12 protein-coding genes and 1 riboswitch are annotated in these 11,898 nt (G+C 46.6%); of the genes, 11 read left to right on the top strand and 1 reads right to left on the bottom strand.

All coding sequences use genetic code 11. From position 1 onward, the window contains the following. Positions 1 to 171: 171 nt before the first annotated feature. From Pmgp_RS18075 to Pmgp_RS18040, 7 genes are all read left to right on the top strand, one after another. The gene (locus Pmgp_RS18075) at positions 172 to 1,647 is read left to right on the top strand and encodes a stalk domain-containing protein (RefSeq protein WP_134215899.1); all 1,476 of its coding nucleotides are present in this window, start codon (positions 172 to 174) and stop codon (positions 1,645 to 1,647) included. 118 nt (positions 1,648 to 1,765) lie between these two features. Then, complete coding sequence (locus Pmgp_RS18070; protein ID WP_192903015.1) at positions 1,766 to 2,401, top strand: iron chelate uptake ABC transporter family permease subunit; 636 nt, start codon at positions 1,766 to 1,768, stop codon at positions 2,399 to 2,401. Between the two features lie 221 nt (positions 2,402 to 2,622). After that, a riboswitch (cobalamin riboswitch) is annotated at positions 2,623 to 2,815 on the top strand. A gap of 269 nt (positions 2,816 to 3,084) precedes the next feature. After that, complete coding sequence (locus Pmgp_RS18060; RefSeq protein WP_205078099.1) at positions 3,085 to 3,948, top strand: methylmalonyl-CoA mutase family protein; 864 nt, start codon at positions 3,085 to 3,087, stop codon at positions 3,946 to 3,948. Between the two features lie 30 nt (positions 3,949 to 3,978). Further along, complete coding sequence (locus Pmgp_RS18055; RefSeq protein ID WP_134215895.1) at positions 3,979 to 4,431, top strand: P-loop NTPase family protein; 453 nt, start codon at positions 3,979 to 3,981, stop codon at positions 4,429 to 4,431. Positions 4,432 to 4,799: 368 nt separating this feature from the next. Continuing rightward, a complete protein-coding gene (locus Pmgp_RS18050) occupies positions 4,800 to 5,033 on the top strand; it encodes a FeoA family protein (protein WP_134215903.1) in 234 nt (77 codons plus the stop codon). A 4-nt stretch (positions 5,034 to 5,037) separates the two neighbouring features. After that, positions 5,038 to 5,826 (top strand): FeoB small GTPase domain-containing protein, encoded by a 789-nt coding sequence (locus Pmgp_RS18045; RefSeq protein WP_134215893.1) that lies wholly within the window; start codon positions 5,038 to 5,040, stop codon positions 5,824 to 5,826. After that, entirely contained in the window at positions 5,823 to 7,217 is a 1,395-nt protein-coding gene (locus tag Pmgp_RS18040) for a nucleoside recognition domain-containing protein (RefSeq protein ID WP_134215891.1), read from the top strand. The genes Pmgp_RS18045 and Pmgp_RS18040 overlap by 4 nt, the downstream gene beginning before the upstream one ends. 15 nt (positions 7,218 to 7,232) lie before the next feature. On the opposite strand, the gene mntR is transcribed toward Pmgp_RS18040, so the two are convergent. Further along, the gene (mntR, locus tag Pmgp_RS18035) at positions 7,233 to 7,706 is read right to left on the bottom strand and encodes a transcriptional regulator MntR (RefSeq protein ID WP_192903013.1); all 474 of its coding nucleotides are present in this window, start codon (positions 7,704 to 7,706) and stop codon (positions 7,233 to 7,235) included. A 288-nt stretch (positions 7,707 to 7,994) separates the two neighbouring features. On the opposite strand from mntR, the gene Pmgp_RS18030 reads away from it, so the two are divergent. From Pmgp_RS18030 to Pmgp_RS18015, 4 genes are all read left to right on the top strand, one after another. Then, positions 7,995 to 8,453, top strand: coding sequence for a Fur family transcriptional regulator (locus tag Pmgp_RS18030; protein ID WP_134215889.1), 459 nt, complete (start codon positions 7,995 to 7,997; stop codon positions 8,451 to 8,453). Positions 8,454 to 8,512: 59 nt separating this feature from the next. Beyond that, positions 8,513 to 9,427, top strand: a complete 915-nt coding sequence (locus Pmgp_RS18025; RefSeq protein ID WP_134215887.1) for a metal ABC transporter substrate-binding protein — start codon at positions 8,513 to 8,515, stop codon at positions 9,425 to 9,427. An 82-nt stretch (positions 9,428 to 9,509) separates the two neighbouring features. Continuing rightward, entirely contained in the window at positions 9,510 to 10,499 is a 990-nt protein-coding gene (locus Pmgp_RS18020) for a permease (protein ID WP_345789160.1), read from the top strand. Beyond that, entirely contained in the window at positions 10,496 to 11,332 is an 837-nt protein-coding gene (locus tag Pmgp_RS18015; RefSeq protein ID WP_134215883.1) for a TIGR03943 family putative permease subunit, read from the top strand. Before Pmgp_RS18020 ends, Pmgp_RS18015 begins: the two co-directional genes overlap by 4 nt. Positions 11,333 to 11,898: the final 566 nt, after the last annotated feature.

Raw genomic sequence — 11,898 nt, 5'->3', positions numbered from 1 at the left:
CGGTACCGTTACCGTACTTGCTGTGGAATCTGGTACTTGATTTTATTGGCTTCGGTACCCGTAATTTAAGGGAACCGGTTCCCAAACTACCATCCATCATCCATATAGTTCCTTAACTGGAATTATGACTGTTCGGTGGTCCTAAATCTATTATACGAGCGGAGGTATTCGATGAAAAAACGTTTTGCAATCACGGCGGGTGTGATATTAGCCCTGGTGATGATTACAGGGGTAATATGGGCCCAGAAGAATTCCGGGAATGAAGATAATGCCCAAAACGAAATGAACAGCTTGCCGGAAAATATTACCATGCCCGTTAACACCGCTGAATCAGGAAATACAGTTGACGCTTCAGCAATAAAGGTGGATATCAACGGTGAACCGGTAAGTTTTACTGATATTCAACCGTACATTGACGGAAGCGCCGTCATGCTTCCTGTAAATGTGATAGCGCGGGCTCTTGGCGCCAATGTGTCAGGAGATGGAGTGAATACAGACATGACCCTCTTAAGAGGTAATAACGTTTACTTACTGAAGGAAGGAAGTTCCACAGTATATGTAAACGGCGAAGTATGCGAACTCAGCGCTGCGGCTGCTGAGAAAAACGGCTCTGTCTATGTGCCCGCGGATTTTGTCCGGGATGTATTCGGAATGCAGACTTTTTACGATAACGAAACATCAAAGTTAAGCATCAAGATGGAAACACTGCCCGTATATTTTGCCGGGGGCTTCCAAATTAAGTATCTCGATAACGGCTGCAAGCTGGTTACGGACGGTGAAAACTTCAGGCTTCTTCTGGCGCCGCAGGGAAAGACCGCTCCGGAAGGCTATCTGGCGGATAAGAAAATAAGTATTCCTTTAAAAAACGTTGTGGCGTGCTCAGCCACATATGTCGGGGAACTAGCCGAACTCAATCTTTTGGACAGCCTTAGAGGAGTAACCGCATCAGAACAATACTGGTATATTCCGGAAGTGAAGAATGCCATGAACTGCGGGACAATCAAATATTTGGGCGGTGACAAAATGGAAGCGCCGGACTACGAGCTTATCAAAGCCTTAAACCCCGACATGGTCTTTGCGTATACCGGAGCGTACGGCCAGCAGTACATTATGAGAAAGCTTGATGAAATAGGAGTTCATTATGCGATAAACAACGAATATATGGAGCCTGATTTTTTGGGCCGGATGGAATGGATAAAATTTACAGCTGCTTTTTATAATAAAGAACTGGAAGCCGAAAAAATGTTCAACGACGCGGTAAAACGCATAAACGATGTTACCGCGAAGGTGGCGGGCCTGGAAAAGCCGGAGGTTGCCTGGGGGCTTTCCTGGGGAGGAAAGGTATACGTGGAAAACCCGGATTCCTACGTCGGCAAGTGGATAACCATGTGCGGAGGAGATTATGTCTTCAAAAACATGGGCAAAGGGTACGATACTCAGGTCAGCATGGAGGATTTTTATGCGGATGCGAAAAATGCCGATGTGCTGATCTTTTCGTCCACTACCAATTACATGAGAAATCCTTCTATTGAAGAGATTATACAGGAGAATCCCCTGTTCGCCAACATAAAAGCTGTACAAAACGGCAATGTATGGGCTTATGCGCCGGACTGGTGGCAGGTCGCCCATGCACCGATATTTTCGTAGAGGATATTGCGGCGGTTTTTCATCCGGAAGCGTTTGAAGGGCATGAGTTTACTAAGCTGGTTAAGCTTCCCATGAATTAGAATATTACAGATTGCTGTTATGCATGTTGGAGGGAAATGTGAGCGTGTTGATTTCGCCGGTACAGAAGGCTGCCAGGCAGCCAAAACGATGCTTTCAAAACAGGAATTTAATAATTTTTAGTTTGTTGCTGGCTGGGCTTGTGCTTGTTTTTTTGCTGAACATTGCCATGGGATCCGTTAAAATCAGCCTGCCCGAGGTTGCTGATATAATTATAAAAAACATTCGGGATGATTCCATAAATTCCACCATTGTCTGGACGATGCGGCTGCCGAGATCCTTGGCGGCGGTCATGGGAGGCGCCGCATTGGCGGTTGCCGGACTCCTGCTGCAGATCTTCTTCCGAAATCCCATTGCGGATTCGTATGTTCTTGGAATTTCCGCTGGCTCAATGCTTGTTATGGCCCTATTGGTACTTGGCGGTTTTAAGCTTGGTATTTCCAGCCTGCCAATTTATTACCTTTTTATTGGCGCATTCCTGGGCGCCCTGATTGTTACGGCAATCGTCCTGGTGTTTGCCTATTTTGTTCGTAATATAGTGACCTTGCTTGTTATAGGGCTGATGATCGGGTATTTATGTTCGGCTGCCACCGGACTCCTGGTAACTTTTGGGGACAACGAAAAAGTGAAGGGCTTTGTGGTCTGGGCGATGGGAAGCTTTGCGGGCTTTACATAGGAGCAGGTAAAGCTGTTGGCGTTCCTTAGCATACCGTTTTTATTGCTTGCTTTATTGATATCAAAGCCGCTGAACGCTTTTCTGATGGGAGAGGATTATGCTAAAAGCATTGGAGTTAACCCGATTATATTTTCCGGAATACCCATTTGCGTTTAGGATGTATAATATTATTTTTATTAAATATAATTGACATTCCGGCCAAATAATGTTTAATTTTGTGTAACTGAATAAACTGTCCAGGTCTCCCCGGCTGTGCCGGGGGTGAAAAGGGAACCGGGTGCAAATCCCGGACGGTCTGGCCACTGTAAGTGGGGAGCGTCTCCCAAAATGCCACTGGGTTGAAAAATGCCCGGGAAGGCGGGAGATATGCTGTGAGCCACAAGTCAGGAGACCTGCCTGGTCGGTTTGAGTACCGCCTTCCGTAGAAAGGCCAGGGCTGTTAGTGTGTTTATTCTAGAGGTTTTTACCTTTGATAAACCCGGCTTCTTAGCGGAGGAAGCCGGGTTTTTCATATTATCTCCTTCTTCCTTTTAAATTCTACCTGTTCGGGGATGGATGGGTAGCCTTTTTGAAACAAGTCCGTTAAAAGACGGACAAATAATAGATTTATCTTGAGATTATTTTATTTTTTAGAAACCTGTTAAAAATGATCACTGAATGCGTCTGCTTCTTAAAGGGGGTGATTGCCGAACCGCGGGCTGTATTTTTTACAGCGGCCTGCGGCGTCTTATCCTGTTCCGGACTCGGGCAAGGAGGCCATCATCGGTGTAAACAAGTTCCGCCTGGCCAAGGAGGACCCGCTGGAAACGCTGGAGGTCGACAATACCGCCGTGCGTCAGGCCCAGTTAAAACGGCTGGAGCAATTGCGCGCCGGGCGCGACGAGGCCAGGGTGGAGGCTGCGCTGAACGCCATTACCCGCGCTACGGAAACAGGTGAAGGCAACCTCCTCGCCCTGGCTATCGAGGCGGCCAGGGCCAGGGCTAGCCTGGGCGAGATTTCCTACGCCATCGAGAAGGTGACCGGACGTCACAAGGCCGTCATCCGCTCCATCTCCGGCGTGTACAGTTCCGAGTTTGGCGAGGAGCACGAAGTGGCCGTCGTCAGAAAGATGACGGACGAATTTGAGAAGAACGAGGGCCGCCGTCCCAGGATCATGATCGCCAAGATGGGGCAGGACGGCCACGACCGCGGCGCCAAGGTTATCGCCACCGCCTTCGCCGACCTGGGCTTTGACGTGGACATCGGTCCGCTTTTCCAGACCCCGGAAGAAACGGCCAGGCAGGCGGTGGAAAACGATGTGCATGTTGTCGGCATGAGTTCCCTGGCCGCCGGTCACAAGACCCTCCTGCCGCAGCTTGTAGAGGAATTGAAGAAGCTTGGCCGGGAGGATATCCTGGTTGTAGCGGGTGGCGTTATTCCAGCGCAGGATTATGAGTTCCTGAAAGCCCACGGGGCCGCCGCCATATTCGGGCCGGGCACCGTCATCCCGGTAGCCGCTCAAAAGGTTATAGAGGAAATCAATCGCCGCCTGCAGGAAGTAAGCTGATACTATGGGCGAAGAAAAGCAGCGGCCGGAATGGGTTCCCGAACAAGCCGGCGGCGCTTTCACCACCTACGTGCTGGAAGGGGTGGAGGGCGGGCACGACGGGATGCCGGGACAGTCCGGCTTGCCGCCAAGGCCGACTATGCCAGGATCCTGCACTACCTCCAGCCTGCGACGGAAGAATGGAGGACCATGGCCTATACCTGCTCTTCCATAACCGGTGAAGGAATCGCCGGAATCTGGTCTGCCATCGAAGAGTTCAGAAACAAGACGACAGAGTCGGGCGTATTTTCTGCCCGCCGCCGCTCCCAGATCCTGGACTGGGTTTATTCCATGGTCCAGGAACACTTGCTGATTAGCTTTTTCAACCATCCGGCAGTGGTTTGTTTGAAGCCGCGAATCGAGCAGGCGATTGTGGACGGCAAACTGTCCGCCACCCTGGCGGTTAAAGAATTGCTGAAAGCTTTTGAAGAAAGGCAGGTATGAGGATTTTAATAAAACTTATTTTAAACCCGGGGCCTTTGGGCTCCGGGTTAAAAATTTTTAGCTGTAAGTATAAATCGTAAAACTTTCTTAGATAAAAAAAATATTTGTAATGTAGCAAAGAAAAGAGTCTTTGCGTAAAATGTACTACCTTTGCTATTGGAATAAAGTTAGCTTCAAGAAAGATTATTATTAAACTTAAGTCTCTGGTTCGGAAGATTCATCCAGGCTTAAATATAGGAGGTGAGCTTTAGTAGTTTTTTATTTTTTAATTTTTGTTAGTTGAAGATAACATTATTAGATGAATGCAATTAGGAGAAAAGGGTGTTGCAATTGTGGAAAACAACAAAGAAATACTTCAATCACACGGAATGGTTTATTTATATAACCTGCCTGTTGGCAGATCGGCAGTAGTCACGTCTCTTAACGCGGCGGGTATGACCAGGCGGAGGATGATGGATCTTGGTCTTGTGCCCGGAACAGAGGTGGAAGCTTTAAGATATAGTCCGTTTAAAGATCCCAAGGCCTTTAAAATTCGTGGAGCTGTTATAGCCCTGCGGAGAGAAGAGGGCTGTCGGGTATTGGTTAAATATAAAGGAGATTAGTTTAATGGGCTTGATTCACCGGTTTTTTGGAATAAATGCAAATGCTGAAAACGCTCAAAAAGTCAACTATCAAAAAACCAGTTACACAATAGCTCTTACCGGCAACCCCAATACAGGAAAGAGTACTATATTCAACACTTTAACCGGCTTAAACCAGCATACCGGCAACTGGCCGGGCAAAACCGTGCTTCGGGCCGAAGGCAGCTATATTTACAGGGGAATGGTCTTTAATCTGGTAGACCTGCCGGGAACCTATTCTTTATTGGCAAATTCAGTAGAAGAACAGGTGGCCGGGGATTACCTGTGCTTTAGTAAACCGGACGCCACGGTAGTGGTAGTGGACGCCACCTGCCTGGAAAGAAATCTTAACCTGGCTCTGCAGGTGCTTGAAATCACTTCCAAAGTGGTCGTCTGTGTTAATCTGGTTGACGAGGCCAAAAGAAAAGGAATTGAAATAGATGCGGATTCCCTGGCAGCGGAGTTGGGTGTGCCTGTCGTATCCACTGCGGCCAGGGAGGGGTTCGGTCTTGACAAACTGCTCTCGGCAATAGCAGGTGTTTCGACCGGAAGCACTATAACTGTTCCCTATACTGTTAAATATGCAAAAAGAATAGAGGACGCATTGACTAAAATAGAACCTCAAATCAGAAAGCTGGTGGGGGAAGAGTTTAACAGCCGCTGGCTCGCCCTCCGGTTTTTAGATAAAGACCAAGCGGTTATAAGCGCCATTCAAAAATGGATGACAGAAAAAGTTCCTCTTCATATAAAGACGGGAGGTACTGCCCTGGCATGAGCCAACCTTCTTCAACCAGTGAGCTGAGGGATATTTTAAAGGAAATTGAAAGAATAAGCCCCGAAGTCTCTTTGAAGTTTAATGATAGTATCGTCAGCGCCATATACAGCGACGCGGAAAGAATTACCCGGAAAGTGGTAAGCCAAAAAGGTAAACACAAGGTGGACTGGGATAAAAAACTTGATGACGTCCTCACATCCAGGACATTCGGCATCCCATCCATGATCCTGCTGCTGGCGTTAGTTTTCTGGATTACTGTAACCGGCGCCAATTATCCCTCCGCAGTCCTGGCGACCGTACTGTTCTGGGGCCAGGACCGTCTTGCGGACCTGTGTGTATGGCTGGGCGCGCCTTCCTGGGTAAAAGGGTTCTTTGTGGAAGGAATATACCGCTGCCTGGCCTGGGTTGTGTCTGTTATGCTGCCTCCAATGGCCATTTTCTTTCCCTGTTTTACTCTGCTTGAGGATATGGGATATTTGCCGAGGGTGGCCTTCAATCTGGATTATTTGTTTAAAAAAGCTGGAGCGCACGGCAAGCAATCCCTTACTATGAGCATGGGTTTCGGGTGCAATGCCGCAGGTGTTATAGCCTGCAGGATCATCGAGTCGCCGCGGGAACGTTTAATCGCTATGCTGACCAACAACTTTGTGCCCTGTAACGGGCGCTTTCCCACCTTGATAGCGCTCGCCGGTTTGCTGGTCCTGGGAGCGGCCGGTTCCTTCGGAGCGACCTTTATCGTTATGGGCATCGTCCTGCTAGGCATAGTAATCACTCTGGCCGTGTCACGGGTTCTTTCCGCGACACTCCTGAAAGGAATTCCGTCGTCGTTTACCCTGGAACTGCCTCCGTACCGCAAGCCTCAGGTGGGCAGGGTCATCATCCGCTCAATTTTTGACCGTACGCTCTTTGTTCTTGGCCGCGCGGTGTGCGTTGCTGCACCGGCAGGGGCGGTTACCTGGCTGCTGGCCAATATTAATGTGGGGGAGTTAAGCGTGCTGGCGCACTGCGCCAATTGGCTGAACCCGTTTGGACGGCTTTTGGGCATGGACGGCTACATTTTAATGGCTTTTATCTTAGGGCTTCCGGCAAATGAAATAGTCTTACCGATATTGATCATGAGCTATCTGGCAACAGGTTCAATGGTTGAACTGGATAGCATCGAGGCTTTGCATCAGTTATTTGTAGTAGAGCATGGCTGGACCTGGCTGACTGTTTTATGTGTGATGCTTTTTTCCCTGCTCCACTACCCCTGCGGCACAACTCTCTGGACTATTTGGCGTGAGTCCGGCTCCGTCAAGTGGACTGCTTTTGCCGCGTTTATTCCCCTGGGTGTCGCCTGTGCCGTTTGCTTTGTCATAGCCCTGGCGGCAAGGCAGGCGGGCTGGGTTTAAAAAAGGAGGACCGGCTCAACCGGTTTTCCCTCTTGTTTTCCTGAATGTTACAAAATCGCTTAAGACTTCTGGCCTGTGTTTAAAAAAATCAACAAAGTCAGCCAGGCACTTTAAAGTTTGCGTGCTGATTGTATGTTCTATTTTTTCAGTTTCCATCAGGATATCTTCTGTAATACCAAGCATTTTAAGGAAATCTTCGACCATTTGGTGCCGTACGAGCAAGTATTCGCCCAACTTTTTACCTTTTGGGCTCAATACTATGACACCGTATTTTTCATAATCCAGAGTTCCTATCTCAGCAAGTTTTTGTACCATCCTGGTCGCGGAAGGGGGCTGTACATTAAGAGCGGCAGAAAGGTCGTTAATTCTGGTATACCCGGTTTCTCTGGATAAGCGGTAAATCATTTCCAGGTAGTCTTCCATGGAGGCGGTTAAAAGATCCTCGTCTTTTTTCATATACTCCCGAAAGGTATGAAACTCTTTGTTCATTATTACCAACCTGCTTGCTTCATCGATATTTTTAAATTATATGCCATGAAGTTTATCATTAGTAGATTTTACAAATAGTATTTTTCTATAAACCCTTTCCGGGGTTTTTCTTCTTTCATGACTTAGATGGCATATGCTTTTCAGCTTCTATTACCATTCTTAAAAGAATACATTCTTTGTAAGAAGCTGGTGATAATTGCCCATTTTGGACTTGTCAAAAAAAAGTTGTTCTGGTATAAGTAATAATAACTAGTAAATAAGAATATATATTATTTAGGAGGCCAGGCAATGGACGAAAACATAAGAAAGCGGCTGCATGAAATGCGTAAAAATGGTTATAAAATAACTCCGCAAAGGCAGGAGATCGTAAACGCTTTCCTTGATAGTAGCCGTAAGCTTCCTTTGAGTGCGGAAGAAGTTTATATGAAAGTGAAGGAAAAGTATCAAAACATAAGCCTGGATACGGTTTACCGCAATCTGGCGGTTCTTCAAAATTTGAAAATTATCAACAGGGTAAACTTTCATGACGTGAAAAGCAGATATGAATTAAATCCGGGAGGTGATCACCAACACCATATGATTTGTTTGACGTGTGGCTCCGCGGAGCCCATAAATTTCTGTCCGTTAAAATTACTTAGTGAGAACAATTTTGCGGCAGAGAAGAATTTTGAAATAAGGGAGCACACATTCGAACTTTTTGGTTACTGTTCGACCTGCAGGGAAAGAGCAATAATTGATAATGCCTAAAAAAAAGATAAATAGTGCTTTTAAAACTGTTTGGTGTTGCAAAGAAAGGAGCCAGGAAAATGCGTAAACCAGTATCTTTCTTTTTTATAGTTGCTCTATTGCTTAGTAATGCTGTTCTTCTATCAGCATGCGGTGGACAATCTTCCGTAGCACCGGAGAAAAAAGAGGACGGTAAATCATTCACTATCGTTACATCGTTCTACCCGTTATACATATCGGCCATAAATGTCGCCAAAGACGTGCCGGGTGTAAAAGTTGTCAATATGACTGAGCAGACAACAGGGTGTCTGCACGACTACCAGTTAGTTCCCGAGGACTTGAAAACACTCAGTGAGGCCCAGGTTTTTATAGTCAACGGCGCCGGGATGGAGGCGTTTATGGACAAGGTGGTTAGTCAACTGCCTAACCTGAAAATTGTTGAAGCGAGCAAAGGCATACCGCTCATAACAGGTGAAGGCGAAGAAGGTGACAACCCGCACGTCTGGGTTAGCATATCCAACGACATTCAACAGGTGAAAAACATCGGGCTGCAGCTGGCCGCGCTTGACCCGGACCATGCCGCGCAGTACAGCGCCAACACTACTGCTTACGCAGCCAAACTAGAAGATCTTCAGGCCAGGATGCACCAATCGCTGGATGGTGTTAAAAATAAGGACATCATTACTTTTCATGAGGCGTTCCCCTATTTTGCCCAGGAGTTCAAACTCAATATCGCCGCTGTGATTGAAAGGGAGCCGGGATCTGAGCCAAGCGCCGCGGAACTTGCCGAGACTATCGAAACAGTGCGTCAAGCGAAAATCAAAGCTCTCTTCGCCGAGCCCCAGTATCCGGCGAAGGCCGCCGAAACCATTGCCAACGAGACGGGCGCCAAATTATACATTCTAGATCCCGTAGTGACCGGACCTATGGAGCCGGACGCTTATATAAAAATTATGGAAGCTAATTTAAAAACTCTGGAAGAGGCGTTGAATTAATTTGCACATATTGATAGTTAACGTAAAAAAGGTTTTGTTTTCTCTATGCTTCCTGTTGTTTTTTGCTTATATTGCCTGGCATATGTCAGGGTTTTTAAGCGAAATGATACATTTTAACATGGTCAGTATCAGCAATACAAGTTTGACGTGGTCAGGATTTCTAAATTTCAAGACAATTTTTTTGAGCATAATTATTGAGGCTATCCCGTTCATTCTTATCGGAGTGTTTGTCTCGGCACTGCTGCAGAATTTTGTGTCTGAAGAGCAGATAAAAAGATTTTTACCCGGAAGCAAATATTCAAAAATATTGCTTGCCTGCCTGATGGGGATGATCTTCCCCGTGTGCGAGTGCGGTATTGTCCCTGTGGCCCGCAGGCTGGTCAGTAAAGGAGTGCCGCTGTACAGCGCTGTCACTTTTATGCTGGCGGCTCCTATTATCAACCCTGTAGTCGCTTCATCCACAGCTGTTGCGTTTAGCGCCAATCTCAAAATGGTCTGCTGCCGGCTGGGACTGGCTTTCGTAGTTGCGTTCACAACTGGGCTGCTCGTCAGTCATTTTTTTGACAGCGGCGAACTGAGAGGGACTATGCCGTATAGCAGCTGTGACTGCGGCTGTTCACACAGCCATAAGAACTTAAGCCACAATCTTTCAGGCAGACTGGTCAACACTCTCAGCAACGCCTGTGACGAGTTCTTTGAAATGGGCAAGTATCTTATTTGGGGTGCCTGCCTGGCTGCATTTGTCCAAACAACGTTATCGCGATATGTTTTGCTGGACATAGGGCAGGGCCTCTGGTCTTCAATCGCGGCGATGATGGCTTTCGCCTTTGGTATTTCAGTATGTTCATCAGCGGACGCTTTCATCGCCGCATCTTTCTCGAGCCATTTTACTGCCGGTTCGATGCTGGCTTTCATGGTATTCGGGCCCATGATCGACGTGAAAAACTTCCTGCTGATGCTTAAGGTATTCAAGCTGCGCTTTGTTGTTTTGCTGACTGTTATTGTGGGTTTGTTGGTTATTTATGGCGCCTATATTGTTAATACTGTGACGGCAGGGGTTGATCCCTTTTGAAAAGACGGGTGCAAATAAACAGGGAATCTATGTTCAAGGCTCTAATCCTGCTGGGCTTCAGCACTTTTCTGTTATGGCTGGTATTGAGCGGCGGCATTGGGTTTTACATAAACCCCCGCTTTACAAAACTAACCATGGCGGCGGCGGTGATCATGCTGATTATGTTTCTGGCGCAGGCCGGAAACTCCTTACAGCCCGCTCCCGCCGCATACACTCATAACCGTCATAGAATCATAAAACTTGCCTACTTGCCTTTTGTTGCAACTCTATTATTGGCGTTTCTTTTTCCAAACAGTCCACTCGACGCCAGTATGGCCTCCAAAAGGGACGCAAACCTTGGCGCGCGGCAGGGCACTGCGCAAGCAATTTCGCCAAAAGCGTCAGACCGCGACTCAATACCGCAGGATGATAACAGTGAATTTAATAACCGGCAAAGAAACCCAATACAGGAGAAAATCGATGAGATCAGGAAGTCCGAGATAATCAGAGTAACAGAAGATAATTTCACTATAGTAAATAAGGAAACCTATCTGTTTCCTGAGTTGTACGCGGGCAAGGAAATTTCCATGCTGGGATTTGTTTATAAAGAGACTGGCATGCAGCCAGGCCAGTTTGCTCTAGGGCGTTATGTCATCACTTGCTGCTCCGCCGATGCCTCCTTTGCCGGTTTTTTATGTGAATATGACAATACAGGGGATTTCAAAGAAGGCGACTGGCTTACCATAAGAGGGACCATCAAAGTAGGGCAATATAACGGTTCCAGCATTCCTGTAATACTGGTTGGCGCTTTTAATAAAACTGACCAGGAGCCTGCGAACCCCTACATTTATTAATGATATTCAAGCAAACTGACGACACGTTTTTTGAATTAATGAATTGAAGACTGCCGCGAAGGCAGTTTTCTAATGAGCGTGCCTTTTCTCCAATTTATGTTAATTCGGGAATGGAGAACAAAAGGCACGTTTGTTTTTTTGCATACAGGAAGTGAGTAAATGGGGTTGACTTCAACGTTGCAGTGGGATTATTATTTAGTTATGTAATGTAACATTACGTTGTGTATAGTTAACGTCGTTAATAAACCAATTGACATATACGTTAAGTTTATTAGCGTAACGTTATCATTCCGGGGTGTTTAAAATTTGTTTAACGGGTCACTGGAATTAAAAGATGAGCTTAATAAAAAGGCTAAGTCTGGTTTAATTGTATATAACAGTAAGCATATCGGTTTATTATTGACTTTCAAGACGAGATAACAGAGATATTTCACACTATATGTATTTGCTAAACTAAAAGTGTACCAATTTTAACCCATTGATCACCAAAAAGTTGACCACCCGATCAAACCAATCCTGTACACTGTAACTGGAAATTAACAGGCGTACAGGAGGAAAGGAAATGA

The organism is Pelotomaculum propionicicum (assembly GCF_004369225.1).
GTDB classification, from domain to species: Bacteria; Bacillota; Desulfotomaculia; order Desulfotomaculales; family Pelotomaculaceae; genus Pelotomaculum_B; species Pelotomaculum_B propionicicum.
This window is presented reverse-complemented; position numbering and strand designations above follow the sequence as displayed.

What these genes read in the sequence shown, in the direction of transcription:
- Pmgp_RS18025 (WP_134215887.1), top strand. Translation starts at nt 8,513, where the DNA reads ATGCGTAAACCAGTATCTTTCTTTTTTATAGTTGCTCTATTGCTTAGT.
- Pmgp_RS18020 (WP_345789160.1), top strand. Translation starts at nt 9,510, where the DNA reads ATGTCAGGGTTTTTAAGCGAAATGATACATTTTAACATGGTCAGTATC.
- Pmgp_RS18050 (WP_134215903.1), top strand. Translation starts at nt 4,800, where the DNA reads ATGGTTTATTTATATAACCTGCCTGTTGGCAGATCGGCAGTAGTCACG.
- Pmgp_RS18045 (WP_134215893.1), top strand. Translation starts at nt 5,038, where the DNA reads ATGGGCTTGATTCACCGGTTTTTTGGAATAAATGCAAATGCTGAAAAC.
- mntR (WP_192903013.1), bottom strand. Translation starts at nt 7,706, where the DNA reads ATGAACAAAGAGTTTCATACCTTTCGGGAGTATATGAAAAAAGACGAG.
- Pmgp_RS18030 (WP_134215889.1), top strand. Translation starts at nt 7,995, where the DNA reads ATGGACGAAAACATAAGAAAGCGGCTGCATGAAATGCGTAAAAATGGT.
- Pmgp_RS18040 (WP_134215891.1), top strand. Translation starts at nt 5,823, where the DNA reads ATGAGCCAACCTTCTTCAACCAGTGAGCTGAGGGATATTTTAAAGGAA.
- Pmgp_RS18055 (WP_134215895.1), top strand. Translation starts at nt 3,979, where the DNA reads ATGGGTTCCCGAACAAGCCGGCGGCGCTTTCACCACCTACGTGCTGGA.
- Pmgp_RS18075 (WP_134215899.1), top strand. Translation starts at nt 172, where the DNA reads ATGAAAAAACGTTTTGCAATCACGGCGGGTGTGATATTAGCCCTGGTG.